Source organism: Burkholderia sp. 4NA327C6, assembly GCF_005502655.1.
In the GTDB taxonomy this organism is placed as follows: Bacteria; Pseudomonadota; Gammaproteobacteria; order Burkholderiales; family Burkholderiaceae; genus Burkholderia; species Burkholderia contaminans.
Genome location: NZ_SCNZ01000024.1, coordinates 40361 through 66519, shown reverse-complemented (window position 1 = coordinate 66519; position 26159 = coordinate 40361). Strand labels below are relative to the sequence as shown.

22 protein-coding genes are annotated in these 26159 nt (G+C 67.3%); 9 read left to right on the top strand and 13 right to left on the bottom strand.

The genetic code is table 11. The features are described from left to right. The first annotated feature begins 62 nt into the window (after window positions 1-62). Window positions 63-830, top strand: a complete 768-nt coding sequence (locus FFS49_RS23535) for an enoyl-CoA hydratase (RefSeq protein ID WP_105815042.1) — start codon at window positions 63-65, stop codon at window positions 828-830. Between the two features lie 58 nt (window positions 831-888). Here the strand turns inward: FFS49_RS23535 and fdhD are convergent, their stop codons facing one another. Further along, on the bottom strand, window positions 889-1725 hold the full coding sequence (fdhD, locus tag FFS49_RS23530) for a formate dehydrogenase accessory sulfurtransferase FdhD (RefSeq protein WP_071335293.1): 837 nt from the start codon (window positions 1723-1725) through the stop codon (window positions 889-891). Window positions 1726-1848: 123 nt separating this feature from the next. Here fdhD and FFS49_RS23525 point away from each other — a divergent pair, with 123 nt between their 5' ends. Further along, entirely contained in the window at window positions 1849-2331 is a 483-nt protein-coding gene (locus tag FFS49_RS23525; protein WP_039360083.1) for a nitrate reductase associated protein, read from the top strand. A gap of 45 nt (window positions 2332-2376) precedes the next feature. Here FFS49_RS23525 and FFS49_RS23520 read toward each other — a convergent pair whose 3' ends face one another. Next, window positions 2377-2772, bottom strand: coding sequence for an acyl-CoA thioesterase (locus FFS49_RS23520; protein WP_039360081.1), 396 nt, complete (start codon window positions 2770-2772; stop codon window positions 2377-2379). Between the two features lie 174 nt (window positions 2773-2946). Here FFS49_RS23520 and FFS49_RS23510 point away from each other — a divergent pair, with 174 nt between their 5' ends. Next, complete coding sequence (locus FFS49_RS23510) at window positions 2947-4818, top strand: ABC transporter ATP-binding protein/permease (protein ID WP_046546241.1); 1872 nt, start codon at window positions 2947-2949, stop codon at window positions 4816-4818. Window positions 4819-5031: 213 nt separating this feature from the next. Here the strand turns inward: FFS49_RS23510 and murU are convergent, their stop codons facing one another. Further along, on the bottom strand, window positions 5032-5754 hold the full coding sequence (gene murU, locus FFS49_RS23505) for an N-acetylmuramate alpha-1-phosphate uridylyltransferase MurU (protein ID WP_105815041.1): 723 nt from the start codon (window positions 5752-5754) through the stop codon (window positions 5032-5034). A 22-nt stretch (window positions 5755-5776) separates the two neighbouring features. Then, entirely contained in the window at window positions 5777-6826 is a 1050-nt protein-coding gene (locus tag FFS49_RS23500) for a phosphotransferase (protein WP_105815040.1), read from the bottom strand. 223 nt (window positions 6827-7049) lie between these two features. Between FFS49_RS23500 and FFS49_RS23495 the strand changes: the two genes are divergently transcribed. The 4 genes from FFS49_RS23495 to rsmA are packed head-to-tail and all read left to right on the top strand — an operon-like array spanning window position 7050 to window position 12698. Beyond that, complete coding sequence (locus tag FFS49_RS23495; RefSeq protein WP_105815039.1) at window positions 7050-9410, top strand: LPS-assembly protein LptD; 2361 nt, start codon at window positions 7050-7052, stop codon at window positions 9408-9410. A 51-nt stretch (window positions 9411-9461) separates the two neighbouring features. Continuing rightward, the gene (locus FFS49_RS23490) at window positions 9462-10820 is read left to right on the top strand and encodes a peptidylprolyl isomerase (protein ID WP_039360071.1); all 1359 of its coding nucleotides are present in this window, start codon (window positions 9462-9464) and stop codon (window positions 10818-10820) included. 11 nt (window positions 10821-10831) lie between these two features. Next, entirely contained in the window at window positions 10832-11821 is a 990-nt protein-coding gene (pdxA, locus tag FFS49_RS23485) for a 4-hydroxythreonine-4-phosphate dehydrogenase PdxA (RefSeq protein WP_105815038.1), read from the top strand. A gap of 49 nt (window positions 11822-11870) precedes the next feature. Next, window positions 11871-12698, top strand: coding sequence for a 16S rRNA (adenine(1518)-N(6)/adenine(1519)-N(6))-dimethyltransferase RsmA (rsmA, locus tag FFS49_RS23480; RefSeq protein WP_105815037.1), 828 nt, complete (start codon window positions 11871-11873; stop codon window positions 12696-12698). 89 nt (window positions 12699-12787) lie between these two features. On the opposite strand, the gene FFS49_RS23475 is transcribed toward rsmA, so the two are convergent. Beyond that, window positions 12788-13723, bottom strand: coding sequence for a DMT family transporter (locus FFS49_RS23475; RefSeq protein ID WP_105815036.1), 936 nt, complete (start codon window positions 13721-13723; stop codon window positions 12788-12790). A gap of 253 nt (window positions 13724-13976) precedes the next feature. Next, a complete protein-coding gene (gene gloA / locus FFS49_RS23470) occupies window positions 13977-14372 on the bottom strand; it encodes a lactoylglutathione lyase (RefSeq protein WP_071335051.1) in 396 nt (131 codons plus the stop codon). A gap of 247 nt (window positions 14373-14619) precedes the next feature. On the opposite strand from gloA, the gene FFS49_RS23465 reads away from it, so the two are divergent. After that, complete coding sequence (locus FFS49_RS23465; RefSeq protein WP_071335292.1) at window positions 14620-15672, top strand: RNA-guided endonuclease TnpB family protein; 1053 nt, start codon at window positions 14620-14622, stop codon at window positions 15670-15672. 116 nt (window positions 15673-15788) lie between these two features. Here the strand turns inward: FFS49_RS23465 and FFS49_RS23460 are convergent, their stop codons facing one another. From FFS49_RS23460 to glyQ, 5 genes are read right to left on the bottom strand one after another with little or no spacing between them, the layout of a single operon-like run. Then, window positions 15789-16676, bottom strand: coding sequence for a SprT family zinc-dependent metalloprotease (locus FFS49_RS23460; protein WP_039360059.1), 888 nt, complete (start codon window positions 16674-16676; stop codon window positions 15789-15791). A 46-nt stretch (window positions 16677-16722) separates the two neighbouring features. Further along, window positions 16723-17487: a lysophospholipid acyltransferase family protein gene (locus FFS49_RS23455; protein ID WP_039360052.1), complete on the bottom strand. Its 765-nt coding sequence runs from the start codon at window positions 17485-17487 to the stop codon at window positions 16723-16725. Window positions 17488-17530: 43 nt separating this feature from the next. Next, entirely contained in the window at window positions 17531-18094 is a 564-nt protein-coding gene (gene gmhB, locus FFS49_RS23450; RefSeq protein WP_105815035.1) for a D-glycero-beta-D-manno-heptose 1,7-bisphosphate 7-phosphatase, read from the bottom strand. 10 nt (window positions 18095-18104) lie between these two features. After that, the gene (gene glyS, locus FFS49_RS23445; RefSeq protein WP_039360049.1) at window positions 18105-20204 is read right to left on the bottom strand and encodes a glycine--tRNA ligase subunit beta; all 2100 of its coding nucleotides are present in this window, start codon (window positions 20202-20204) and stop codon (window positions 18105-18107) included. A gap of 22 nt (window positions 20205-20226) precedes the next feature. After that, on the bottom strand, window positions 20227-21231 hold the full coding sequence (gene glyQ / locus FFS49_RS23440) for a glycine--tRNA ligase subunit alpha (protein WP_011885965.1): 1005 nt from the start codon (window positions 21229-21231) through the stop codon (window positions 20227-20229). Window positions 21232-21551: 320 nt separating this feature from the next. Here glyQ and FFS49_RS23435 point away from each other — a divergent pair, with 320 nt between their 5' ends. After that, window positions 21552-23180, top strand: a complete 1629-nt coding sequence (locus FFS49_RS23435; RefSeq protein WP_105815034.1) for a hypothetical protein — start codon at window positions 21552-21554, stop codon at window positions 23178-23180. A gap of 137 nt (window positions 23181-23317) precedes the next feature. Here FFS49_RS23435 and lnt read toward each other — a convergent pair whose 3' ends face one another. Next, complete coding sequence (gene lnt / locus FFS49_RS23430; protein ID WP_105815033.1) at window positions 23318-25006, bottom strand: apolipoprotein N-acyltransferase; 1689 nt, start codon at window positions 25004-25006, stop codon at window positions 23318-23320. 52 nt (window positions 25007-25058) lie between these two features. Continuing rightward, window positions 25059-25946 carry a transporter associated domain-containing protein gene (locus tag FFS49_RS23425; RefSeq protein ID WP_039360042.1) on the bottom strand — a complete coding sequence of 296 codons (888 nt, stop codon included), beginning with the start codon at window positions 25944-25946 and terminating at the stop codon, window positions 25059-25061. Between the last annotated feature and the right edge of the window lie 213 nt (window positions 25947-26159).

Here is a 26159-nt window from a genome sequence, read left to right as displayed (position 1 = left end):
GCGGGCCACGAGCTCGCGCACCGTTTTTTCATTCCGATAGAGGAAAGTCAAAGGAGACGGTTGTGGCCGAAATTCAAGTGGAACGCGCCGATGGCGTGATGACGATCACGATCGCGCGCCCGGCGAAGAAGAATGCGCTGACGGCGGCGATGTACCAGACGATGGCCGACGCACTCGCCGAAGCGCAGGAAGACAAGGCGGTTCGCGTGATCCTGCTGCGCGGTGGCGACGACAACTTCACCTCAGGGAACGATCTCGAGGATTTCCTGAAGTCGCCGCCGAAGGACGACACCGCTCCGGTGTTCCAGTTTCTCGCGCGGATCAGCAGCGCGAGCAAGCCGATCGTGGCCGCTGTGCCGGGCCTGGCGATCGGCGTCGGCGTGACGATGCTGCTGCACTGCGATCTGGTCTACGCGGCCGACACCGCGACGTTCTCGCTGCCGTTCACGCAGCTCGGGCTGTGCCCGGAAGCCGCGTCGAGCGTGCTGCTGCCGCGTCTGGCCGGCCATCAGGTCGCGGCCGAGAAGCTGCTGCTCGGCGAAGCGTTCGACGCGTTGGAAGCGCACCGGATCGGTATCGTCAACCGCGTGCTGCCAGCGTCCGAGCTCGACGCGTTCGCGGCGAAGCAGGCGGCAAAGCTCGCGGCGCTGCCGGCGGCATCGCTGCGTGTGACGAAGGCGCTGCTGAAGGATACGGGCGGCGTGGCGGTGCAGGCGCGGATGGCCGAGGAAGCGGGCCACTTCGCCACGATGCTGCGCGCGCCGGAAGCGCGCGAGGCGATGACGGCGTTCTTCGAAAAGCGCAAGCCGGATTTCCGTCAGTTCGACTGATGGTCTGACGGAGCGGCGCGCGCCGCGGCGGACTGCCGGCGCGCGCCCGCGATCGCGATCAGGCCGTGCCGTAGTCGACGTGGCCGGTTTCGCGACAGAAGCTGACGAGCCGCAAGCCGGCCGCTTTCGCGATCTCGATCGCGAGCGACGACGGCGCGGAGATCGTCGCCACCAGCGGGATGCCGACCCGTGCGGCCTTGCGCACGAGCTCGTAGCTCGCGCGGCTCGACAGGAACACGAAGCCGTCGGTCGCGTCGGCGCGCGACAGCACGAGCGAGCCGATCAGCTTGTCGAGTGCGTTGTGGCGGCCGACGTCCTCGAACGCCATCCGGATCGCGCCTGTTGCGTCGCACCACGCGGCCGCATGCAGGCCACCCGTGAGCCGCGTGAGTGCCTGGTGAACCGGCAGCGCCTGCGCCGCGCGTGTCAGCGCGTCGGGTGCGAGGCGTGCGAGAAAGCCCGTATCGGGCACGCGTTCGGGCGCGAGGTCGAGCAGGTCGATGCTTTCGATCCCGCAGACGCCGCAGCCGGTACGCCCCGCGAGCGCGCGGCGCCGGTCCTTCAGCGCGGCGAACGCCTGCTGGACGACCTCCAGGTGGACTTCCGCATGCGGCAGCGGCGCGTCGGCGTGCAGGATCACCTCGATGTCCTTGATGTCGCTGCCGCGCGCGACGATCCCTTCCGAGATCGCGAAACCGACCGCGAACGCTTCGAGGTCGCACGGCGTACACATCATCACCGCATGCGAGATGCCGTTGAAGACGAGCGCGACGGGCCATTCCTGGCCCACGTAGTCGTGTGCGGTTTCGACGACACCGCCGCGCGTGCGGCGCACGGACAATTCGATCGCGCCGCGCGGTTCGTCGCGCAAGTCGCCGGATTCGGTCGGATTCACGAGCACACTCCCGTTGATTCGGCACGCGGGCGGCGGCAATCGTGTCCGCCGCCCGCGCGCAGAGGTTCTAAAATACCTCAGGCAAGCCGGCCGCGCCGGTATCCGCCACATCAGGTAACGATCATGGGACTCAGCGACGCTCCACTGCTATTCGCCTTCGAACACGATTCGTCGGAAAACTTCACGTACATCCCGATGATCGTGCGTTTCAATCTCGACCGTTTCGGTCTGCGGATTTCACTGGAGCAGTGGCAGTTGCTGCCGCTCGAGGACCGCAAGCTGCTCGCGCGCTTTCCGGCCGACGACGACACCGCGATCGAGCCCAACTTCGATCACGCGCTGTTCGAAATGCTGCGCACGCACGCGGATCTCGAGCCATCGTGGTTCCAGCCGGACGAGCAGCCGGCCTGGCGCGCCACCGACATCGTGCCGGAGTCGCTCGTGCAGCAGAGCGCGCTGGCCGGGCTGACGGCGCCCGAGCTCGCGCAGTGGCAGCGTCTCGCGCCGTTCCAGCGCTACGTGCTGGTGAAGCTGTCGCGCAAGCCGAAGCTGAACCACGATTTCCTGCCCGCGATGCGCGAGTTCGGGCTGACGGCCACGCACTGAAGCGGCCGAAGGCAGGGGGAAGCGCCGCCGCGCGGCGCTCGCCCGTCAGAGCGGCGGCAGTTGCCGCGGCTTGCGGTCGGAGCCGGTCGCGACATAGGTGAGCGTCGCTTCGGTGACCTTCACGATCTCGCCCATCAGGCGCATGCGCTGCGCGTACACCTCGACGTCGACCGTGATCGACGTGTTGCCGGTGCGCGTGATGGTTGCGTAGAAGCTCAGCAGATCGCCGACGAACACCGGCTGCTTGAACACGAACGAGTTGACCGCGACTGTCGCGACGCGACCGTTCGCCCGCTGGCTCGCGGGGATCGAGCCGGCGATGTCGACCTGCGACATGATCCAGCCGCCGAACACGTCGCCGTGGACGTTCGCGTCGTGCGGTTGCGGGACGACGCGCAGCGCGGGCTGCTTTTGCGGGAGTTCGAGGGTCGAATCGGTCATGGCGGGGGCTTTCATCCTGTAATAAATACGCCGCCGCGCGCAGGCTGGCCGGCGAGGGCGCCGGCAGCGGCGCGAAGCGGCTTCTGCGACAATACAACGTTCACAAATTGTACGAGAAAGTGAGCGAGCCGGCCGCCGATGCACGCGCCCGGCACCGCCGCCGATCCTTCCCCCATGCGCCGATTTCCTGCTTCCGGCGAGCCCGCGCCGGCTTCGACCGGGCCCCGCAACGACTGGCAAACCATCCGGTCGCTGCTGCCGTACCTGACCACCTACAAATGGCGCGTCGCGCTCGCGCTCGGCTGCCTGATCGGTGCGAAGGTCGCGAACCTCGGCGTGCCGGTCGTGATGAAGCGCATCGTCGACCACCTGTCCTACGTCCAGCAGATCACCGCGATCGGCCGCGCCGAGCAGTCGGCCGGCATCGTGCTCGCGGGCGGCGTGGGGTTGCTGGTCGTCGCGTATGCGCTCGTGCGGCTGTCGACGTCGCTCTTTACCGAGCTGCGCGAGATCCTGTTCTCGAAGGTCACCGAGAGTGCGGTGCGCCAACTCGCGCTGCAGGTGTTCCGGCACCTGCACGGGCTGTCGCTGCGCTTCCATCTGGAGCGGCAGACGGGCGGCATGTCGCGCGACATCGAGCGCGGCACGCGCGGCATCCAGCAGCTGATTTCGTATTCGCTGTACAGCATCCTGCCGACGCTCGTCGAGGTCGGGCTCGTGCTCGGCTTCTTCGTGGTCAAGTACGAGGCCTATTACGCATACGTGACGTTCGCCGCGCTGGTCACGTACATCGTGTTCACGGTGAAGGTCACCAACTGGCGCACGCATTTCCGCCGCACGATGAACGAACTCGATTCGCGCGCGAACTCGCGGGCGATCGATTCGCTGATCAACTACGAGACGGTCAAGTACTTCGGCAACGAGGAGTGGGAAGCGCAGCGCTACGACGAGAACCTGAAGCGCTACCGGAAAGCCGCGATCCGTTCGCAGAACTCGCTGTCGGTGCTGAACTTCGGCCAGCAGGCGATCATCGGCACGGGGCTCGTGTTCATCCTGTGGCGCGCGACGCAGGGCGTGCTCGCGGGCAAGCTGACGCTCGGCGATCTGGTGCTGATCAACACGTTCATGCTGCAGCTGTACATCCCGCTGAACTTTCTCGGTGTCGTCTATCGCGAGCTGAAGCAGAGCCTCACCGATATGGATCGCATGTTCGGGCTGCTGTCGGCCGCGAAGGAAGTGGCCGACCTGCCCGATGCGCGGCCGCTTGCGGTCGCCGGCGCGCAGGTGCGCTTCGAGCACGTGAATTTCGCGTACGAGCCGGCGCGGCAGATCCTGCACGACGTGTCTTTCACGATCGACGCGGGCACGACGACCGCGGTGGTCGGCCACAGCGGTTCCGGGAAGTCGACGCTGTCGCGGCTGCTGTTCCGCTTCTACGATCTCGACCGGCAGGCGGGCGGGGCGATCCGGATCGACGGCCAGGACATCCGCGACGTCACGCAGGACTCGCTGCGCGCGTCGATCGGGATCGTGCCGCAGGACACCGTGCTGTTCAACGACTCGATCTACTACAACATCGCGTACGGCCGGCCGACCGCGACCCGCGACGAGGTGATCGCGGCCGCGCGCGCCGCGCACATCCACGATTTCATCGAAAGTTTGCCGAAGGGTTATGACACGCCGGTCGGCGAGCGCGGGCTGAAGCTGTCGGGTGGCGAGAAGCAGCGCGTCGCGATCGCGCGCACGCTATTGAAGAACCCGCCGGTGCTGCTGTTCGACGAAGCGACGTCGGCGCTCGATTCGCGCTCGGAGCGCGCGATCCAGCACGAACTCGACCAGATCGCGCGGCATCGCACGACCCTCGTGATCGCGCACCGGCTGTCGACGGTCGTGCACGCGCAGCAGATCCTGGTGATGGACCACGGGCGGATCGTCGAGCGCGGCACGCACGACGAACTCGTGCGCGCCGACGGGTTGTATGCGCAGATGTGGGCGCTGCAGCAGCAGCGCGCGGCGGCGGGCGGGGAAGAGGCCGAGGCTGCGTGAGCGTGGGCGCCGCGCAACGCGGCGCGCGGCAGGCGCGGGCGGTGTGCCGCCTGTCCGGCAACGTGCGGCGCGGCGCCGTTACGGCCGGGTGAGCCGGCGGGGCGTTCCCGGCATTCGATCCCGGATCGGTTCGCGGCCGGTTGCCCGGGCGCCGTCATCGGCCTGTCAGTCCATCGGCCGCCGCGCTGGCGAACCGGCAGTCAGCTGAAACGATCAGCCCGCGGCGGCGCGCAGCCTCGCGTCGAGCTCGCCGAGCTGCGCGGGCGTACCGACGTTCTCCCAGACACCTTCGTACAGTTCGCCGCTCGCGCGGCCGGCCTCGATCGTCGCCTTGAAGTAAGGCGCCAGCGCGCGGTGCGTGCCGGGCACGATGTCGCGAAACATCCGTGTGTCGTACAGGCCGATGCTGCCGAACGTCACGCGCGGCGTGCCGGCCAGCGACAGCCGGCCGTCGTCGCGGAGCACGAAATCGCCGGCCGGATGGAACGGCGGGTTCGGCACCATCACGAGATGCATCGCCGGCGCATCGAGCGCGGCCATGTGCGTCGCACGCGCGGCGAGCGTCCGATAATCGAATGCGCAGAACACGTCGCCCGCGACCGCCGCGAATACCGTCGGCTGCCCGTCGCGCTCGAGCAGCGGCAACGCCTGCGCGATGCCGCCCGCGGTTTCCAGCGCTTCGCCTTCGGCCGAATACGCGAGCCGGACGCCCCAGCGCGAACCGTCGCCCAGCGCGGCCTCGATCTGTTCGCCGAGCCACGCGTGGTTGATCACGATCGTCTCGATGCCCGCGCGCGCAAGCGCTTCGATCTGCCACACGATCAGCGGCTTGCCGCCGGCTTCGAGCAGCGGCTTCGGGCGGGTGTCTGTGAGCGGGCGCATCCGTTCGCCGCGCCCGGCGGCGAAGATCATCGCCGTGGTCAGGGTAGTGCTCATGTTCGACTGGGAGTGAGAGCGGTCAGAACGTATAGCCTACGTCGGCCGGCGCATTGCCCTCGAGCTCGTCGAGCAGCTTCGCGAATGGCACGAGCGGGCGATAGCGCAGCGCGACCTTGCGCGCATACGCGATGAAGCGCGGCAGGTCGTTCAGATAGTGCGGCTTGCCGTCACGGTAATTGATGCGCGCGAACAGGCCGAGCACCTTGATGTGGCGCTGCAGCCCCATCCATTCGAGCTGGCGGTAGAACTCGCCGAAATCGGGGTCGACCGGCAGGCCGGCCTTTTTCGCCTTCTCCCAGTAGTACGCGAAGCAGTCGAGTTCGAACTCCTCGTCCCAGCTGATGAACGCGTCGCGCAGCAGCGACACGACGTCGTACGTCAGCGGCCCGTAGACGGCGTCCTGGAAATCGAGGATGCCCGGATTCGGCTCGCACACCATCAGGTTGCGCGGCATGAAGTCGCGCAGCATGAACCCTTGCGGCTGCGCGCGCGCGCTGGCGACCAGCAGCGCGAAGGTGCGATCGAGCGTGCCGCGCATCGCGTCGGTGACGGGCTTGCCGAGGTGGCGGCCGACGAACCATTCGGGCATCAGCTCCATCTCGCGGCGCAGGAATGCCTCGTCGAACGGCGGCAGCACGTCGGGCTTCGACGTGAGCTGGAAGCGGATCAGCGCGTCGAGCGCCGCGCGCATCAACGGTTTCGCGGCGGCCGGGTCGGCCGGATCCAGCACCGAGATGTACGACGTGCGGCCGAGGTCGGTCACGAGCATGAAGCCCGCGTCGAAATCGTGGGCCAGCACGTCCGGCACGTGGTCGCCGGCCGCGGCGAGCAGTTGCGCGACCTGGACGAATTCACGGCACTTTTCGGGCGGCGGCGCGTCGACGGCGATCAGCGTGCCGCCGGCGCTCGTGGCCGACGCGACACGGAAATAGCGGCGGAAACTGGCGTCCGACGAGGCGGGTGCGAGGGTCGACAGGTCGAGCGCATGGCGTTCGGCGAGCGGGCGCAGCCACGCGGTGAGCGCTTCGAGGCGGGCGTCGGGCTGGGATGCGGCGGATGGGGGCGTCATGAAACTCGGAGGAGGGGGGAACGTCTTGCCATATAATACCCCACGACTTTTTTGACGCGCCCCGCGTCAGCTTTCCGCCGTGCAGGCCCGCCGCCTGTCGCGCGGTCGCCCGAACGCCTCCCCGGTTTGCGCTCAGCCGCAGTCGCGGTGCGACGGTGCGGCCCGCCGCGTGCGAATGTGCCGCGACGGCGCGGTTGACAAGGGGCGATTCGCCAAACGATAGATGCCGCCCAAACCGCTATTCCCGAATGTTTTCCCCGGTGACGGGGCGCCGCGCAAACGGCGGCTCGCGCTCGCACTCCTGGCCGTGCCCGGCCTCGTGCCGGCCGTGTCGTACGCGCAGCTGTCGGGCGCGGCCGCGCAGCCGCAGCCGCTCGACTCGCCGTGGGATCTGCGTCTCGCGCCCCAGCTCGAGGATCATCCGCTGAAGGACGGCGCGAAGCCGGCCGCCTTCGTGATCGCCGACCACACGAGCGGCACGGCCGAGCAGGACCTCGCTGCAAAGGGTTCGGCAGAGCTCCGGCGCGGCGACGCCATCGTGAAGGCCGACGCGATCCACTACGATCAGGATACCGACATGGCCGATGCGTACGGCCAGGTCAGGATCAACAATTCCGGTACGTCGTTCGCGGGCCCCGAGGCGCACCTGAAGATCGAGGCGAACCAGGGCTTCATGACGGCGCCGAAGTATCACTTCAACATGACGGGGGGCTCGGGCAGCGCGGAACGCGTCGACATGGTCGACAACGAGCGTTCGGTGTTCATCAACGGCACCTACACCGCGTGCCAGTGCTCGACGAACCCCGCGTGGTACATCAAGGGCAGCCGCTTCGACTTCGATACGGGCGCCGACGAAGGCACCGCGCGCAACGGCGTGCTGTTCTTCCAGGGCGTGCCGATCTTCGCAAGCCCGTGGATGACGTTCCCGCTGTCGGGCGAGCGGCGCAGCGGCCTGCTGCCGCCGACGTTCGCGATAAACTCGAGCAACGGGTTCGAACTGTCGCTGCCGTACTACTTCAACATCGCGCCGAACCGCGACCTGACGCTCACGCCGCGCATCATCTCGCGGCGCGGCGTGATGACCGAGGCGACGTTCCGCTACCTGTCGCCGTCGTATTCGGGCACGTTTACGGCCAACTACCTGCCGAATGACCGGCTCGAGCACCGCAACCGCTACGCGATCTACTGGCAGCACCAGCAGAATTTCGGCGGCGGCTTCGGCGGCTACGTCTACTACAACAAGGTCTCGGACAATACCTATCCCGAACAACTGGGTTCGTCGAACCAGTTCATCAACGGGACGCAGACGCTGTACCAGCAGGAAGCGGGCCTCACGTACAACAACGGCCCATGGTCGGTGCTCGCGCGCTACCAGCACTGGCAGACGCTGCCGCCGTCGATCGCGCCTTACAGCCGCGAGCCGCAGTTGAACGTGAAGTACACGAAGTACAACGTCGGCGGCTTCGACTTCGGCGCGGAAGCCGACTATTCGCGGTTCCGTATCACGACCGCCGATGCGACCCAGGGCGACCGGATCGTCTTCAACCCGTACATCGCGTACGGCGTGTACGGCCCGGGCTACTTCGTCGTGCCGAAGGTCCAGTACCACTTCGCGTCGTACGACCTGAACTACCTGTCGTCGAGCACGCCGAACAATCCGAAGCGCTTCACCGAGTCGATCCCGACCGTGAGCTTCGATTCGGGCCTGATCTTCGACCGCTCGGTGCGTTTGTTCGGCCAGGACTTCATCCAGACCCTCGAGCCGCGCCTGTACTACGTGTACACGCCGTATCGCGACCAGTCGAATGCGCCGCTGTTCGACACCGCGGAGTCGGACTTCGGCCTCGCGGAGATCTACCAGCCGAACACGTTCGTCGGCAACGACCGGATCGCCGATGCGAACCGGATCACGGCGGGGCTCACGTCGCGCTTCATCGACCCGCGCACCGGCGACGAACGTGCGCGTTTCGTGATCGCGCAGCAGTACTACTTCGCCGATCAGCGCGTCACGCTGACGCCCGGGCAGAGCGCCGTGCTGGCGCGCCACTCGGACCTGATCGTCGGCGCCGCGCTGAAGCTCGGCTCGGGCTTCATGTCGGAGACGGCGTTTCAGTACAACCAGAACAACAACCAGCTCGTGAAGTCGAGCGTCGGTTTCGGCTACAGCCCGGGCGAGCGCCGCGTGATCAACGTCGGCTACCGCTACACGCGATCGAACACCACGCTCGACAACCAGCCGATCAACCAGTTCCTGGTGTCCGCGCAATGGCCGCTCACGCGCCGCCTGTATGCGATCGGCCGCTTCAACTATGACCTGGCCGGCGATCGCGTGGTCGACGGTCTGGTCGGCTTACAATACGACGCGGATTGCTGGGCGCTCGGGGTCGGGGTGCAGCGGGCCGCGAACGGCATCAATTCGTCGGGACAGCAGAACTCGTCGACGCGATTCATGATGCAGCTGACGCTCAAGGGCCTGTCGACCGTCGACAACGGCCTCGTGTCCGCATTCCGCGCCGGGGTGCCGGGCTACACGCCGCTGCCGCCGCCGCCGCCGCCGATGTCCCGCTTCAGCAACTACGAGTAACGCCGGCTTGTCTGCACCGGTCAGCACGATTTCAATGGAGTTTCAGTGGCAATGAAGAAAACCCTTCGTTTCGCGGCAGTCGTGTCCAGCCTCGCTGCGGCCTCCGCGCTGCTCGCCGCCGCGCCGGCCGCGGCGCAGGCGCTCGGTTCGCAAGGTGCGCAGCTCGCCGACGAAGTCGTCGCGGTCGTCAACAACGACGTGATCACGGGCCGCGAACTCGACCAGCGTGCCGGCCTGATCGCGCGCCGGCTGCAGCAGCAGAACGCACCCGTGCCGCCGACCGACCAGTTGCGCGCGCAGGTGCTGAACCAGATGGTGCTCGAGCGTATCCAGGTGCAGAAGGCCAAGGACGACGGGATCCGCATCGACGACGCGACCGTGCAGGCCACGCTGCAGCGCCTCGCGCAGGCGAACGGCATGACGCTCGAGCAGTACCGCGCGCGTCTCGAGGCGCAAGGCGTGCCCTGGAGCATCTTCACGAGCGACGCGCGTACCGAACTGATGCTGTCGAAGCTGCGCGAGCGCGAAGTCGACGGCAAGATCACCGTGTCGGACGCCGAGGTCGCGAACTACATCGCGAGCCAGCGCGGGCCGAATGCGGCGCAACAGCAGGACCTGCGCTTCCAGCACATCTTCATCAAGGCGCCGACCAACGCGCCGCAGGCCGACATCGAAGCCGCGCAGAAGAAGGCTGACGCGTTGCTGCAGCAGGCGAAGTCGGGCGCCGATTTCGAGAAGCTCGCGAAGAACAATTCGGAAGCGAACGACGCGAAGAAGGGCGGCGACCTTGGCTTCAAGGCGCCGAGCGCGCTGCCGGCCGACGTCGTCGACGCCGCATCGAAGCTGCGCCCGGGCCAGGTCAACCCGACGCTGATCCGCGTGCCGGACGGCTTCGAGATCGTGCGTCTCGTCGATCGCCGCCAGAGCCAGGGCGCGACTGCCGCCGCACCGAAGATCGTCCAGACGCACGTGCGCCACATCCTGCTGCGCGTGGGCGAGGGCAAGTCGGAAGGCCAGGCGCGCCAGCAACTGGCCGACATCCGCAACCAGGTCGAGGCCGGCGGCGATTTCGCGAAGTTCGCCCGCACCTACTCGCAGGACGGTTCGGCGTCGCAAGGCGGCGATCTCGGCTGGATCAGCCCGGGCGAGACCGTGCCGGAATTCGAGCGCGCGATGAACAACCTGCAGGACGGCCAGATCAGCCAGCCGATCCGTACCGAGTACGGCTATCACCTGATCCAGGTGCTGAGCCGCCGCGAAGCGGAAGGCTCGGTGCAGCAGCAGATGGATATCGCGCGTCAGGCGATCGGCCAGCGCAAGGCCGAGCAGGCGTATGCCGACTGGCTGCGCGAGCTGCGCGATTCGTCGTACGTGCAGTACAAGATCGGCGGCGTCGGCCCGGCGAACTGAGCGAGCTTCGGATGACCACACCCGCGCTGCAGATCGCGATCACGACTGGCGAACCCGCGGGGGTCGGCCCGGAGCTGACCGTGCAGGCGCTGCGTGATGCCGCGCAGCGCTGGCCCGATGCGCATTTCACCGTGCTCGGCGATGCGACGCTGCTCGACGCGCGTGCGGCGGCCGTCGGCGCCGACCGGGCCACGCTGGCCGGCAGCGGGCCGGTGTCGGTCGCGCATCACGCGCTCGCCGTGCCCGTGCAGGCGGGCAAGCTGGACGCCGCGAACGGCTCGTACGTGCTCGGGTTGCTTGACGCCGCAATCGACGGAGCGCTGGCAGGCCGGTACGACGCGATCGTCACCGCGCCGCTGCAGAAGAGCACCATCAACGATGCGGGCGTGCCGTTCACCGGCCATACCGAATACCTGGCGGAGCGCACGCATACGCCGCGTGTCGTGATGATGCTGGCCGGTACCGGCCACAAGCCGCTGCGCGTCGCGCTCGCGACCACGCACCTGCCGCTGAAGGACGTATCGGCCGCACTCACGATCGACGGGCTCGTCGAGACACTCGCGATCATCGATCGCGACCTGCGGCGCGACTTCGGTCTTGCCGCGCCGCGCATCCTCGTGACGGGCCTGAACCCGCACGCAGGCGAGAACGGTTATCTCGGCCGCGAGGAGATCGACGTGATCGCGCCGGCGCTGGCCCGCGCGAACGCGCAGGGCATCGACGCGCGCGGCCCGTATCCGGCCGACACGCTGTTCCAGCCGCGCCATCTCGCGGACGCCGATTGCGTGCTCGCGATGTTCCATGACCAGGGTCTGCCCGTGCTGAAGTATGCGACGTTCGGCGAGGGCATCAACGTGACGCTCGGGCTGCCGATCATCCGCACGTCGGTCGATCACGGCACGGCACTCGATCTGGCCGGCACGGGCCGCGCGGATCCGGGCAGCATGATCGCCGCCCTCGACACGGCCGTCACGATGGCGCGCCATCGCCGTACGGCCTGACGCGGGCCGGCTTTACCTCATTCGTCGTATTTTTCGTTTTACTCAGTCGATGTCGAACAGCAGACAGCACCAAGGCCATTTCGCGCGCAAGCGCTTCGGGCAGAACTTCCTCGTCGATCACGGCGTGATCGACTCGATCGTCTCGACGATCGGCCCCGCGCGCGGCCAGCGCATGGTCGAGATCGGCCCCGGGCTCGGCGCGCTGACCGAGCCGCTGATCGAGCGCCTCGCGACGCCCGAGTCGCCGCTGCATGCGGTCGAGCTCGACCGCGACCTGATCGGGCGCCTGCAGCAACGCTTCGGCGCGCTGCTCGAACTGCACGCGGGCGACGCGCTCGCATTCGACTTCCGGTCGCTCGCGGCGCCCGGCGACAAGCCGTCGCTGCGGATCGTCGGCAACCTGCCGTACAACATTTCCAGCCCGCTGCTGTTCCACCTGATGACGTTCGCCGATGTGGTCATCGACCAGCATTTCATGCTGCAGAACGAAGTCGTCGAACGGATGGTCGCGGAGCCGGGCACGAAGGCGTTTTCGCGGCTGTCGGTGATGCTGCAATACCGCTACGTGATGGAGAAGATGCTCGACGTGCCGCCGGAATCGTTCCAGCCGCCGCCGAAGGTCGATTCGGCGATCGTTCGGATGATTCCGTACGAGCCGCACGAACTGCCGGACGTCGATCCGGTGTTGCTCGGCGAAATCGTCACCGCTGCGTTCTCGCAGCGCCGCAAGATGCTGCGCAATACGCTCGGCGACTACCGCGAGACGATCGATTTCGACACGCTCGGCTTCGATCTCGCGCGCCGTGCGGAGGATGTGAGCGTGGCGGAATACGTCGGCGTCGCGCAGGCGCTCGCGGCGGTGCGCAAGGCCGGTTGAGGCCGCTCGCGCGAGCTGGACCGGATGGGAAGAAGAGGCTGCCCTGTGAGGCAGCCTTTTTTATTGCGCGTGCGGGTTGCGTCTGATCGTCATGCCCGCCTGCGCGGCGGCGCGTTGACGAGCGCGATGCCGGTCAGCACGAACGCGGCCGCGGACATGAAGCGCCAGCCGACCGATTCGCCGAGCAGCAGCACGCCGAACGCGACGCCGAACAGCGGCGACAGGAACGTGAAGACCGACAATCGTGACGCGCTGTAGCGCGTCAGCAGCCAGAACCACGACAGGTAGCTGACGAACGCGACGATCACCGATTGATACGCGAGGCTCGCCACGGCGATCGGTGTCACCTGCGCGAACGACACTTGCCCGAACAGCGCGGCGAGCGCGACCAGCACGACCGCCGATACCGCAAGCTGATAGAACAGCGTCTTGCTCGCGCTCGCCCGCGCGAGCGCCGTCGAGCGCACGACGACCGTCGTCGCAGCCCACATCGCGCCGCCGAGGATCCCGAGCGCGTCGCCGGCGAGCCCGGCCAGGACCGATGCGCCGGGGGCGCGCGGCTTCAGGAAGCCGTCCGCGAATGCGAGCGCGATGCCGGCGAACGCCAGGCCGACACCGGCCCACTGCGTGCGCTGCAGCCGCTCGCCCGGTGCAAACAGATGCAGGCCGAGCGCGGTGAAGCATGGCGCCGTGTACAGGAAGATCGCCATGTGCGATGCACTCGTCAGCGTCAGTCCGAAGAACACGCAGATGAATTCGCCGGCGAACAGCGCCCCGGCCGCGAGGCCCGCGCAGAACGTACCGTCCGCCTGGAACAGCGGCGTACCGTGCGAGCGGGCCCAGCCCCAAAGCAGCACCGCCGCGATCACCGAGCGCAGCCCGGCCTGGAACATCGGTGCAATCGCGGCGTTCGTGCTCTTGATCGCGACCTGCTGGAAGCCCCAGATCGCGCACAGCAGCAGCATCAGGCCGACGGCGCGCGTGTCGAGCGCGCGGCGCACGGGGGCGGCGGCGAGTGTGGTCATCGACGGCCTCCGATGCCATGCCGGTGGGGCGACAGGGTTGAGCGAGCGGCGCGTCCGGTGTGCTCGAATCGGCGGTTTCGCACGAGAGTTTTTAACGAGGCGCGAGATCGTCTTGGAGTCGAGAGCGAGAATCTAAACATAGACCTCGCAGCCTTGAAGCGGGCTTACGGTGCGCGAACATTTGAAGGTCAAAGTAAGCGCTGCCTATGCTCCTCTGTGCGATGAGGGGTGCGGGCTTGACGCTTCATGAAGTTTAGTCGACTCGACCTTTTTTCTGGATCAGTTCAACTTTATAACCATCAGGATCCGCAACAAAGGCAATCACGGTTGTACCGTGCTTCATAGGGCCGGCTTCGCGCGTAACTACGCCACCGCGCTTTTTTACTTCTTCACACGCAGCATATGCGTCTTCCACTTCCAGTGCGATATGACCGTACCCAGTTCCCAAGTCGTACTTGTCGGTGCCCCAGTTGTAGGTCAATTCGATAGCTGCGGCTTCGGACTCGTCTTCGTAACCGACAAATGCCAGCGTGAATTTTCCATCAGGGTAGTCGTGCTTTCGAAGCAGACGCATGCCGAGGACCTCGGTGTAGAAGCGGATGGACGCGTCCAAATCGCCCACTCGAAGCATAGTATGCAGGATTCGCATGAGTAGTCCTTTGATGGTGCGTCGATAGACGCATTGGGAGGTTGCAATTGTAGTGGATATGACCCTGGCCTGCTTTTCGCTCCTGGAACGGACTTTACAGGGTTCGCCGTACTAAACACGGGGAGCGGGCCACGCCGCCGCAAACAGCTACCGCGTTCATCAGGCGCCGTGCGTGGCGTCTCCGTTAACGGCAGAAATGAAAAACGCCCTTGACAGGCAGCTTCGCGCGCAGACTAGGATGGCCGGCATGATCCTTGTCTACCGCTACCGGGTGAAGTCGCTTAACGGGCTGCTCAACAAGCAGAGCCGTGCGGTGAACTACGTCTGGAACTTCTGCAACGACACGCAGAAGCACGCGCTCAAGTGGAACAAGAAGTGGCCGACGGGTTTCGATTTGAACGTGCTGACGACCGGGAGCAGCAAGGCGCTCGGCATCCACTCCGGCACGATCAACGCGACGTGCGAGCAATATGCGAAGTCGCGCAGTCAGCACCGTCGGCCCTACCTTCGCTACCGCGGCAGGAAATCGCTGGGCTGGGTGCCGCTGAAGGGCCGTGACCTGAAACGCGAGGGCGATGCGTTTCGTTTTGCCGGCAACACCTTTCGCGTGTTCAACAGCCGCCTGCTTCCCGAAGGCAAGATCAAGGACGGAACCAGCTTTGCGCAAGACGCGCGCGGCAATTGGTTTCTGAATATCGTGATCGAAATGCCCGATGTTCACGCCCGACCGATTCGTTCCGGTGTCGGCATTGATCTCGGCCTGAAAGACTTCGCCACACTTTCGACCGGCGAGAAGCTGCCGAACGACCGGTTCGGCCGGCAAGCGGCCGAGAAGCTGGCAAAGGCTCAGCAAGCGCGAAAGCACAAGCGACATATTGCGAAGTTGCACGCCAAGGTCGCGAATGCTCGAGCCGATTTCCAGCACAAGCTCGCACTCGATCTGGTGCGGCGGTTCGATTACCTCGCGGTCGGCAACGTGTCGGCCGCGAAGCTCGCCAGAACCAGGATGGCGAAGAGCGTCTACGACGCGTCCTGGTCGTCCTTCCGAAACAAGCTCCGCTACAAAGCGATCGCGCACGGAGCCACGTTCGAGGAAGTCGACGAAAGCGGTTCGACCCAGTCCTGTTCGGCGTGTGGGTCGAAAGACAGCACGACGCGGCCGAAAGGTATCGCGGGGCTGCGAATAAGAGCGTGGACCTGCAGTGACTGTGGTGTCGCGCATGATCGCGATGTCAACGCTGCGTTGAACATTCTCCGATGCGGACGTGCATCGCCAGGTGTGGGAATCCGCTGCCTTTAAGCAGTGGAGGACGTCAATCAGAAGAAGGCGTACTGAGTGCCGGATGAACGTCCTGCGACGTATGCGATCGCTGTGCAAGCGGGCAGGGCGAGCATCTCGGCACACTACCCATTGCGTCACAGCGACGGCAGCAACTCGGGCGGGTGATGCTTGAGCGTATGCCGCGCTTCGCGGAACTCGGGGAAGATCGATTCGACGGTCTGCCAGAAGGCCGGGCTGTGGTTCATTTCGCGCAGGTGCGACAGCTCGTGCGCGACGACGTAGTCGATGATCGACATCGGGAAATGGATCAGCCGCCAGTTCAGCCGGATCTTGCCGTCGCTCGAGCAGCTGCCCCAGCGCGTCGCGGCCGACGACAGCGCGTACATCGAATACGTGACGCCGAGTTTCTCCGCATAGACGGCGAGGCGTTCGCCGAAGATCCGCTTGGCTTCGCCCTGCAGCCAGCCCTGCACGCGATCCTTGATCTGCTGCATGTCGGCCTGCACGGGCAGCGGCAGCGAGAGCCGCAGCGCATCGGCATCGAACGCGACGGCACCTGCGCCGAGCGCGATCGTCACCGTCTTGCCGAGATAGGGAAGCTCAGCGCCGTCGCGCCAGTCGATCTGCGGCAGCGCGCGCTGTTCGGTGCGTGTCTTCCACTCCGCGAGCTTCGCGAAGATCCAGCGCTGTTTCTCGGAGATCGCGGCTTCGATGTCGGCGAGCGTGACCCAGCGCGGCGCGGTGATCGACAGCCCGCTGCCGTCGATCGTGAAGCCGATCGTGCGGCGCGCGGAGCGCTTCAGGCGGTATTCGAGCACGCGGCTGTCGAGTGCGAACGTGCGCACGCGCGAGCGGTCGGGCGCCGGGCCCGGATCGAGGGGCGCCGCGGGTGCCGCTTCGGGCGGTGCCGGCGGCGTGGCGGGCGCCGACGGTGCGGCGGCCGGCCCGTCGAAGAGCGGCAGGTCCATCTGGCGATGATCGAGGGCCACGACGGCAGGCCGTGGCCGCGGACGCTGTTTCATCAGTTCGCTTCTTTTTGTCGTACGCAACGGCTGCAACCTGGCGGCGTCAGACACGCGCTGCATCGCGCGTGCCGGCATTACCCGCCTGGCGATACGAATCCGGATCGATCCGGCGCATTTCCGCTTCGATCCATGCTTCGACCTGCGAGTTCAATGCATCGGGCGTCAGCCCCTCGCTGGGGATCGGCTTGCCGATCGACACGGTGACGACGCCCGGGAATTTCGTGAACGAGTTGCGCGGCCACACCCGACCTGCATTGTGCGCGATCGGCACGACAGGTGCGCCGGTTTCGATCGCGAAGCGCGCGCCGCCCGTCTTGTACTTGCCCTGCTTGCCGACCGGCGTGCGCGTGCCTTCCGGGAACATGATCATCCATGCGCCTTCCGACAGCCGCTTCTTGCCCTGGCGGATCACCGACGTGAACGCGTTCTTGCCTTCCTTGCGGTTGATGTTGACCATGTGCAGCATCCCGAGCGCCCAGCCGAAGAACGGCACGTACAGCAGCTCGCGCTTGAACACGTAGCAAAGCGGCCTCGGCATCAGCGCCGGAAACGCGAGCGTCTCCCACGCGGACTGGTGCTTGGACAGCAGCACCGCCGGGCCGTCGGGCAGGTTCTCGTACCCTTCGATCCGGTAGCGGATGCCGTTCAGCCAGCGCACGACCCACAGCGTCGACTTGCACCAGCCGGCCGCCATCCAGTAGCGCGCGTCGGAGCGCATGAACGGAAAGGCGATGAAGCACGCGGTGGCGTACGGCACCGTGTACAGGACGAAGTAGATCAGCAGCAGCAGGGAGCGGACGAAGCGCATCGGCGTAAGTCTGGCGTTAGGGAGGATGCGCGCGGCGGCTGCATCACTCGTGTTCGTGTGAAAGGAAATCGAGCGCGAACGCACGCAGGTCGTCGTGGACCTTCGTGCCGGGCGGCAGGTTGCAGGCGGCGAGCGTCTTCTTGCCCTTGCCGGTGAGCACGAGGTGCGGCTGGAAGCCGACCGCGACGCCGGCCTGCAGGTCGCGCAGCGAATCGCCGACGACCGGCATGTGACCGGGATCGATCTCGAAGCGCTCGGCGATCATCTGCATCATGCCGGGTTTCGGCTTGCGGCAGTCGCAGTGATCCTCGGCCGTGTGCGGGCAGAAGAACACCGCGTCGATACGTGCGCCGACCGCTGCCGCCGCGCGATGCATCTTCAGATGCATCTCGTTGAGCGCGGCCATGTCGAACAGCCCGCGACCGATGCCGGACTGGTTGGTCGCGACGACCACGCGATAACCCGCGTGGTTGAGCCGGGCGATCGCCTCGAGGGCGCCGGGCAGCGCGATCCATTCGTCGGGCGTCTTGATGAACGCATCCGAATCGACGTTGATCACGCCGTCCCGGTCGAGGACGACGAGCTTTCGGTTGGGGCTGGTCGGCATCGTGCGGCCCTTATGCGGCGAGCTTCGAGATGTCGGCGACGCAGTTCATCTGCTGGTGCAGCGCGGACAGCAGCGCGAGACGGTTCGCGCGCAGTGCCGGATCTTCCGCGTTGACCATCACGTCGTTGAAGAACGTGTCGACCGGTGCGCGCAGCGCGGCGAGCGCCGACAGCGCGCCCGTGTACGCACGCGCCTCGAGCTGCGACTGCACGTGCGGCGTCACGGCCGCGAGCTGTTCGTGCAGCGCCTTCTCGGCGGCCTCGACGAGCAGCGTCGGTTGCACCGTGCCGTTCGCGCCGCCTTCCGACTTCTTCAGGATGTTCGAGATCCGCTTGTTCGCGGCCGCGAGCGCTTCGGCTTCCGCGAGGCGCGTGAATTCGCGCACCGCGTCGAGGCGCGCGACGAGATCGTCGACGCGCGTCGGGTTCAGGCTCAGCACCGCGTCGACTTCGCCGGCCGAATAGCCGCGCTCGCGCAGCAGGCCGCGCAGGCGATCCATGAAGAACGCGAGGATCGCATCGGTCGATTCGGCCACGCCCGGCACGCCTTCGAAGCGTGCATGGGCCGTGCGCAGCAGCGACACGAGATCGAGCGGCAGCTGCTTCTCGAGCAGCAGGCGCAGCACGCCGAGCGCGTGGCGGCGCAGCGCGAACGGATCCTTTTCGCCGGTCGGCGCGAGGCCGATGCCCCAGATGCCGACGATCGTCTCGAGCTTGTCGGCGAGCGCGACGGCGGTCGACACGGGCGTGGTCGGCAGTGCGTCGCCGGAGAAGCGCGGCTGGTAGTGCTCGGCGCAGGCGAGCGCGACGTCGTCGGCTTCGCCGTCGTGGCGCGCGTAGTACGTGCCCATCGTGCCCTGCAGTTCCGGGAACTCGCCGACCATGTCGGTCAGCAGGTCGGCCTTCGCGAGACGCGCGGCGCGCTTCGCGTGCGTGGCGTCGGCGCCGATCGCGGGTGCGATCTCGCCGGCCAGCGCCTCGAGGCGCTCGACGCGTGCGAGCGCCGAACCGAGCTTGTTGTGATACACGACGTTCGCGAGCTGCGGCACGCGGTCGGCGAGCGGTTTCTTCTTGTCCTGCTCGAAGAAGAACTTTGCATCGGCGAGGCGCGGGCGCACGACGCGCTCGTTGCCTTCGATGATCTCGCCCGGCGTCTTCGTCTCGATGTTCGACACGATCAGGAAGCGCGAGCGCAGCTTGCCGGCGACGTCGGTCAGCGCGAAATACTTCTGGTTGGTCTGCATCGTGAGGATCAGGCATTCCTGCGGGACCTGCAGGAATTCGTCCTCGAAGCGGCACGGGTAGACGACCGGCCATTCGACCAGCGATGTCACTTCGTCGAGCAGCGACTCGGGCATCACGACGGTATCGCCGTTCGCGTGTTCGTTCAGCTGCGTGCGGATCGTTTCGCGGCGATCGGCGAAGTGCGCGATCACGCGGCCCTTGTCGCGCAGCGTGTCGGCGTAGGCGCGCGCATGCTGGATCGCGACGAGGCCGTCGGACAGGAAGCGGTGGCCGAGCGTCGTGTCGCCGGCGTCGACGCCGAACGCGGTGACGGGCACGACGCGATCGTCGTGCAGCACCGTCAGGCGATGCACCGGGCGCACGAACTTCACGTCGGAGCCGTCCGGGCGCTGGTAGGTCATCACCTTCGGGATCGGCAGCTTCTCGAGCGTCTCGTCGAGCGCGGCCTGCAGGCCGTCGGCGAGCGTCGCGCCGGCGGCCGAATAGTTGAGGAAGAACGCTTCGGCCTTGCCGTCCTGCGCGCGCTCGAGATCGGCGATCGACAGGTTCGGGTGGCCGAGCGCCGCGAGCTTCTTCGCGAGCGGAGCCGTCGGCTTGCCTTCGGCGTCGAGTGCGACCGACACGGGCAGGACTTTTTCGCGGACCTGCTTTTCAGGGGCGACGGCGCGCACGTTCTGCACGACGACGGCGAGGCGGCGCGGCGTGGCGTAGCGTTCGAACACGAGTTCGCCGTCGATGAGGTCGCGCGCCGCGAGGCGTTGCGCGAGACCTTCGGCGAATGCGTCGCCGAGGCGCGCGAGGGCCTTCGGCGGCAGCTCTTCGGTCAACAGTTCGACGAGCAGGGGGGCGGGATGATTGTGCGTCATGATTGGAATGAATCTCGTCTCGTCAGTCCTGATCGATCTTGCGTTCGACCTTGAGCGGCGGCGCCCACGCCGGCTGTGCGGCGTCCTGGGCGTCGGTGGTGAGGCCCGGCACGCCCGGCGGGTTGCCGAGCATCGGGAAGCCGAGCTTCTCGCGCGAGTCGTAGTAAGCCTGCGCGACGAGACGCGACAGCGCGCGGATGCGGCCGATGTACGCCGCGCGCTCGGTGACCGAGATCGCGCCGCGCGCATCGAGCAGGTTGAACGTGTGGCCGGCCTTCAGCACGAGCTCGTACGCGGGCAGCGCGAGCTGCGCGTCGATCATCTTCTTCGCTTCCGCTTCGTAGCTGTTGAAGAACGTGAACAGCAGGTCGACGTTCGCGTGCTCGAAGTTGTAGGTCGATTGCTCGACCTCGTTCTGGTGGTAGACGTCGCCGTACGACAGGCGGCGCAGCTCGGGGCCGTTCGGACCTTGCTCTTCCCACTCGGTCCACACGAGGTCGTACACGTTCTCGACCTTCTGCAGGTACATCGCGAGGCGCTCGAGGCCGTACGTGATCTCGCCGAGCACCGGCTTGCAGTCGAGGCCGCCGACCTGCTGGAAATACGTGAACTGCGTGACTTCCATCCCGTTCAGCCACACTTCCCAGCCGAGGCCCCACGCGCCGAGCGTCGGGTTTTCCCAGTCGTCCTCGACGAAACGCACGTCGTTCTGCTGCAGGTCGAAGCCGAGCGCCTCGAGCGAGCCGAGGTACAGGTCGAGGATGTTTTCCGGCGCCGGCTTGAGCACGACCTGGTACTGGTAGTAGTGCTGCAGGCGGTTCGGGTTCTCGCCGTAACGGCCGTCCTTCGGGCGGCGCGACGGCTGCACGTAGGCGGCGCGCCACGGCTCGGGGCCGACCGCGCGCAGGAACGTGTGGACGTGCGACGTGCCCGCGCCGACTTCCATGTCGATGGGCTGGAGCAGGGCGCAACCCTGCTTGTCCCAGTAGGACTGCAGCGTCAGGATGATTTGCTGAAACGTAAGCATGAAGAGCCTTCGTGGCGCTGGCGCTCCGTTGCGGGCGGCGCTCCGGGCGGGGCCCGGAGGGTCGGCTCGCGCGGCGGCGCGGCTTGTTAGTGTGCTGAAACGCGTAATTTTACCGGATCGGCGAGCGGATGCGGCCGGAACGCGGGTGAGCACGCCGTCGGCCCCGTGCGAGCGGCCTGCGCGGGGCGTGACCGGCGCGTGCCGGGTGATCGCGCGGCACGTTGCGACGCAGGTGCCGCGCGGCTTTGCGCGGGCGTTAAGATGCGCGTATTGCGGTGCGCGCGACGCGTGCCGCGCCACCGCTAGCCGACTCCGACTGCATGGACGATCCGACCGATATCCTCATCCCGCTGCTTCCCCCCTTCCTCGCGCTGCTCGGGCAGGCCGCCGATGCGCAGGCGCGCGGCGAGCACGCCGCACGCGATCTGTGGCTCGCCGCCGCCGGGCATCTGCATGCGGTCGACGCCGATGCGCTCACGCAACTCACCGGCGCGCTCGTCTCGCAGCAGCGCACGGCCGATGCGATCGCGCTCGCCGAATGCGCGGCGCGCGTGCAGCCGGGCGCGACCGCGCACTTCAATCACGGCTACGCGCTCCAGATGGCGGGCCGGCACGCGGACGCCGTGGCGCCGTATCGCGCGGCGCTGGCGCTCGACGCCGACCGTCCATCGCTGCGCAACAACCTCGCGATCGCGCTGCGGATGTCGGGTGGCGGCCGCGCGGAGGAGATCGCGCTGCTCGAAGCGGCGGTGCGCTTCGATCCGCGCGACGTGCAGGCGTGGATCAATCTCGTCGTCGCGCGGCTCGCGACGCACGACCTGGACGCCGCGCTTGCGTGCGCGGAGCGGCTCGTCGAGCTCGCGCCCGACAACGCGCTCGCGATGAACAACGTCGCACTGGCGATGAAGGAGGCGCAGCGCTGGGCCGACGCCGAGCGCTACGCGGCGCGCGCGTGCGAACTGGCGCCCGACGATGCGTCGTACCGCTTCAACCTGGCGATCGTCCAGCTCGTGCGCGGCAACTACGCGGCCGGCTGGCGCGGCCACGAGGCGCGCTGGGACGGCGCGGGCGAGTTGCGCGGCCGCCGGCCGGTGCTGCCGGGCCCGCGCTGGCGGGGCGAGCCGCTCGCCGGCAAGACGCTGCTCGTGTGGGGCGAGCAGGGGCTCGGCGACGTACTGCAGTTCTGCCGCTTCGTCGCGCCGCTCGCCGAGCGCGTGCATCGCGAGGGCGGCCGGCTCATCTGGAATACGTTCCCGCTGGTGGGCACGCTGATGCAGCGCAGCCTCGGCGCGCATGCAGACGCATTCAGCGCGGGCGGCGGCATCGAATCGCTGCCGGCCTTCGATTACGAAGTCCCGCTGATCGGCCTGCCGCTGATGCTCGGCATGGAAGCGTCGACGCTCGCGTCGTCGGTGCCGTATCTGCGTGCCGATCCGCATGCACGCGATGCGTGGCGCGCGCGGCTCGCGGGCGACTCCCGGCTGAAGGTCGGGCTCGTGTGGACGGGCAGCGCGGGGCATCAGCGCAATCCGTTCCGGCGGGTCGGGCTCGAGCGCTATGCCGACGCGTTCCGCGGAATCGACGGCGTCGCGTTCCATTCGCTGCAGCCGGGCGCGAACGCGGATGTCGAGGCGGCGCGCGCGGCCGACTTCGCGATCGAGGATGTCACGGCGGAACTGACGAGCTTCGACGATACGGCCGCGTTCATCGGTGCGCTGGATCTCGTGATCACCGTGTGCACGTCGGTCGCGCATCTGGCGGGTGCGCTCGGCGCGCGCACCTGGGTGCTGCTCGACGTGAATCCGCACTGGCCGTGGCTGCTCGAACGCAAGGACAGCCCGTGGTACCCGACCGCGACGCTGTACCGGCAACCGGTGTTCGGCGCGTGGGCGCCGGTGATGGACGAGGTGAGCCGCGACCTGCGGCGCCTGGCCGCGCAGCCGGGCTGACAGGCTCAATCGGCTCAATCGGCAGAGTCGGCAGAGTCGGCCCGGCGGGCCTGAGCGGCCGGCCGGTCAGCGGCTATGGGCCGCTGCTGCATGTTGCATTCGGTGGCCGCCACGCACTGCGCAGCGGCCGCCCGTCGTCATTCCGGCTGGCCGTCGCCGTTCTTCTGGCCGTTGCGCCGGCGCAGCCCGGGGCCGAACGTGAAGCCGAACGCGAGCAGTACGAGCGACACCGCGAGCACGATGTTGTTGCCGCTCGTCACGTAGGGCGTGAAGCCGCTGGTGCCTTCGATCCGCACGTCGAGCGAGCCGATCGTGAACGGCTTCAGTTGCCCGAGCACGCGGCCGCGCGCATCGATCGCGGCCGTCATCCCCGTGTTGGTCGAGCGCAGCATCGGCCGGCCCGTCTCGAGCGAGCGCATCCGCGCGATCTGCAGGTGCTGGTCGAGCGCGATCGTGTCGCCGAACCACGCGAGGTTCGTCACGTTGACGAGCACGCCCGGCGGCTGCGGGTTGTCGCGGATCGTCGCGGCGATTTCCTCGCCGAACAAGTCCTCGTAGCAGATGTCGGCCATCACGGGCTGGTTGTGCACGAGGAACGGCTTCTGCACGGGCGCGCCGCGCGCGAAGTCGCCGAGCGGCATCTTCATCAGGTCGACGAACCACCGGAAGCCCCACGGGATGAATTCGCCGAAGGGCACGAGGTGGTGCTTGTCGTAGTGATAGATGTCGCGCGAATTCGGCGTCACGCCGTACAGGCTGTTCGTATAGTCGACGTAGCGGCCGTCCTCGGTCACCGATGCGCCGACCGCGCCGAACAGCACGGCCGAGCCCGTCGTGTCGCTGAACTTGCGGACCGCGATGGCGAACGGCTCGGGCAGCTCCTGGATCATCACCGCGATCGCGGTTTCCGGCGTGACGATCAGGTCGGCCGGCTTCTCGATGATCATCTGCGTGTACATCTTGATCGCCGCGTCGATGCCCGCTTCCTCGAACTTGATGTCCTGCTTCACGTTGCCCTGCAGCAGCCGCACCGTGAGCGGCTTGTTCGCGGGCACGGTCCACGTGACCTGCGACAGGCCGAGACCGGCCGCGATCAGCGCGACCGCGATGCCGGCCGGCGCGGCGATACGCACGCGCGCATCGCCGGCGCGGGGTTCGGCAAGCGGCGACGGCCGGGCGGCGGCGAGCGCCTGCACGACCAGCGCGGCGAACAGCGCGAGCACCCACGCGATCCCGTACACGCCGGCAACCGGCGCGAAACCCGCGAACGGGCCGTCGACCTGCGTATAGCCGCTTGCAAGCCACGGGAAGCCGGTGAGGACGGTGCCGCGCAGCCATTCGCCGAGTGCCCATGCGCTCGCGAATGCGAATGCGCCGTGCCAGGTCGGCGAGAACGGCCGCGGGTCGGGCGTGCGGCGATGCCACGCATGGCCCGCGCAGAACGACCACAGCCCGGCGGAGAACGCCGGGTACAGCGACAGGTACAGCGAGAACAGCACGAGCGCGCCGCCCGCGAGCGGCGCGGCCATCTCGCCGTACACGTGCATGCTGATGTAGAGCCACCAGACGCCGGTGATGAAGTTGCCGAAGCCGAACGCGCCGCCGGTGAGCGCGGCGCTGCGCCAGCTTGCGGTGCGCGTGAGCTGCGCGAAAAACCAGACGAATACGACGAGTTGCAGCCAGCCGCCATGCGGCGTCGGTGCGAAGCTGAGCGTATTGGCTGCGCCGGCGAGCAGCGCGGCCGGGTAGTGCCAGCGCGGCAGCGCGCGGCCGGGTGTCGGCGCGAGAAGGCCGCCAGCCGGGCGGGACAGGATCGGATCGTCCATGTAAAGCGGAAGTGGGCGAGCGGTTGTGGAACGCGCGGCTGGCGCGCGACGGTCAGTCCTCGTGCGAGGCTTCGGCGCGACGGCTGGCGAGCGGATTGCGGCGTACCAGCAGTACGTGGACCTGGCGAGCATCGCCGCGCTGGATCTCGAACACGAGGTTGCCGAGTTGCAGCTTCTCGCCGCGATGCGGGACGCGACCGAAATGATGCGTGATCAGCCCGCCGATCGTATCGACTTCGTCGTCGGGGAAATCGGTGCCGAACGTCTCGTTGAACTGTTCGATCTCGGTGAGCGCGCGCACGCGGTAGCGGCCGTCGGGCCCCGAGATGATGTTGCCGGCTTCCTCGTCGAAGTCGTATTCGTCCTCGATGTCGCCGACGATCTGCTCGAGCACGTCCTCGATCGTGATCAGGCCCGCGACGCCGCCGTATTCGTCGACGACGATCGCGAGGTGGTTGCGGTTCACGCGGAAGTCGTGCAGCAGCACGTTCAGGCGCTTCGATTCGGGAATGAACACGGCCGGGCGCAGCATCCCGCGCACGTCGAATTCCTCTTCGGCATAGAAACGCAGCAGATCCTTCGCGAGCAGCACGCCGATGACGTTGTCGCGGTTCTCCTCGTACACGGGGTAGCGCGAGTGCGCCTTCTCGAGCACGAACGGGATGAAATCTTCGGGCTTGTCGGCGATGTTGATCGCGTCCATCTGGGCGCGCGGCACCATGATGTCGCGTGCGCACAGGTCGGATACCTGGAACACGCCTTCGATCATCGACAGCGAATCGGCGTCGATCAGGTTGCGCTCGTGGGCGTCCTGGAGGATTTCCAGCAGCTCGCCGCGGGATTCGGGCTCGGGCGAGATGAAGTCGGTCAGGCGCTCGAGGAGCGAGCGCTTTTCTTGCGGTTTGTCGGTTAGCTTACGACTGGGATACGAATCGTTCATGGTGGTGCGCCCGGGTCATGCCGGAGCGCGCGGTCACGGAGTAGGCAAGGATACACCAAGGGCACGACGCGACCGTGTCACACCGGCCGCTCGGCCAGGGTGGGCAGCTTGCGCAGGCCCCGCTCGCGGACGGCCGCGCCGGGTGCGACGCCGTCCTCGGTTCCATCCTATCTCAGAAAGGCGCGGCGAGGCAGCGGCGGCAAAAATCGGGTG

Bases quoted from the DNA above. Each gene is read 5' to 3' on its own strand.
- FFS49_RS23510 (WP_046546241.1), top strand. From the start codon at position 2,947: ATGCGCCGATTTCCTGCTTCCGGCGAGCCCGCGCCGGCTTCGACCGGG.
- FFS49_RS23500 (WP_105815040.1), bottom strand. From the start codon at position 6,826: ATGACGCCCCCATCCGCCGCATCCCAGCCCGACGCCCGCCTCGAAGCG.
- glyS (WP_039360049.1), bottom strand. From the start codon at position 20,204: ATGACGCACAATCATCCCGCCCCCCTGCTCGTCGAACTGTTGACCGAA.
- FFS49_RS23495 (WP_105815039.1), top strand. From the start codon at position 7,050: ATGCCGCCCAAACCGCTATTCCCGAATGTTTTCCCCGGTGACGGGGCG.
- FFS49_RS23425 (WP_039360042.1), bottom strand. From the start codon at position 25,946: ATGAACGATTCGTATCCCAGTCGTAAGCTAACCGACAAACCGCAAGAA.
- FFS49_RS23465 (WP_071335292.1), top strand. From the start codon at position 14,620: ATGATCCTTGTCTACCGCTACCGGGTGAAGTCGCTTAACGGGCTGCTC.
- FFS49_RS23490 (WP_039360071.1), top strand. From the start codon at position 9,462: ATGAAGAAAACCCTTCGTTTCGCGGCAGTCGTGTCCAGCCTCGCTGCG.
- FFS49_RS23460 (WP_039360059.1), bottom strand. From the start codon at position 16,676: ATGAAACAGCGTCCGCGGCCACGGCCTGCCGTCGTGGCCCTCGATCAT.
- gloA (WP_071335051.1), bottom strand. From the start codon at position 14,372: ATGCGAATCCTGCATACTATGCTTCGAGTGGGCGATTTGGACGCGTCC.
- FFS49_RS23455 (WP_039360052.1), bottom strand. From the start codon at position 17,487: ATGCGCTTCGTCCGCTCCCTGCTGCTGCTGATCTACTTCGTCCTGTAC.
- FFS49_RS23520 (WP_039360081.1), bottom strand. From the start codon at position 2,772: ATGACCGATTCGACCCTCGAACTCCCGCAAAAGCAGCCCGCGCTGCGC.
- FFS49_RS23475 (WP_105815036.1), bottom strand. From the start codon at position 13,723: ATGACCACACTCGCCGCCGCCCCCGTGCGCCGCGCGCTCGACACGCGC.
- FFS49_RS23525 (WP_039360083.1), top strand. From the start codon at position 1,849: ATGGGACTCAGCGACGCTCCACTGCTATTCGCCTTCGAACACGATTCG.
- pdxA (WP_105815038.1), top strand. From the start codon at position 10,832: ATGACCACACCCGCGCTGCAGATCGCGATCACGACTGGCGAACCCGCG.
- gmhB (WP_105815035.1), bottom strand. From the start codon at position 18,094: ATGCCGACCAGCCCCAACCGAAAGCTCGTCGTCCTCGACCGGGACGGC.
- lnt (WP_105815033.1), bottom strand. From the start codon at position 25,006: ATGGACGATCCGATCCTGTCCCGCCCGGCTGGCGGCCTTCTCGCGCCG.
- murU (WP_105815041.1), bottom strand. From the start codon at position 5,754: ATGAGCACTACCCTGACCACGGCGATGATCTTCGCCGCCGGGCGCGGC.
- rsmA (WP_105815037.1), top strand. From the start codon at position 11,871: ATGTCGAACAGCAGACAGCACCAAGGCCATTTCGCGCGCAAGCGCTTC.
- glyQ (WP_011885965.1), bottom strand. From the start codon at position 21,231: ATGCTTACGTTTCAGCAAATCATCCTGACGCTGCAGTCCTACTGGGAC.
- FFS49_RS23435 (WP_105815034.1), top strand. From the start codon at position 21,552: ATGGACGATCCGACCGATATCCTCATCCCGCTGCTTCCCCCCTTCCTC.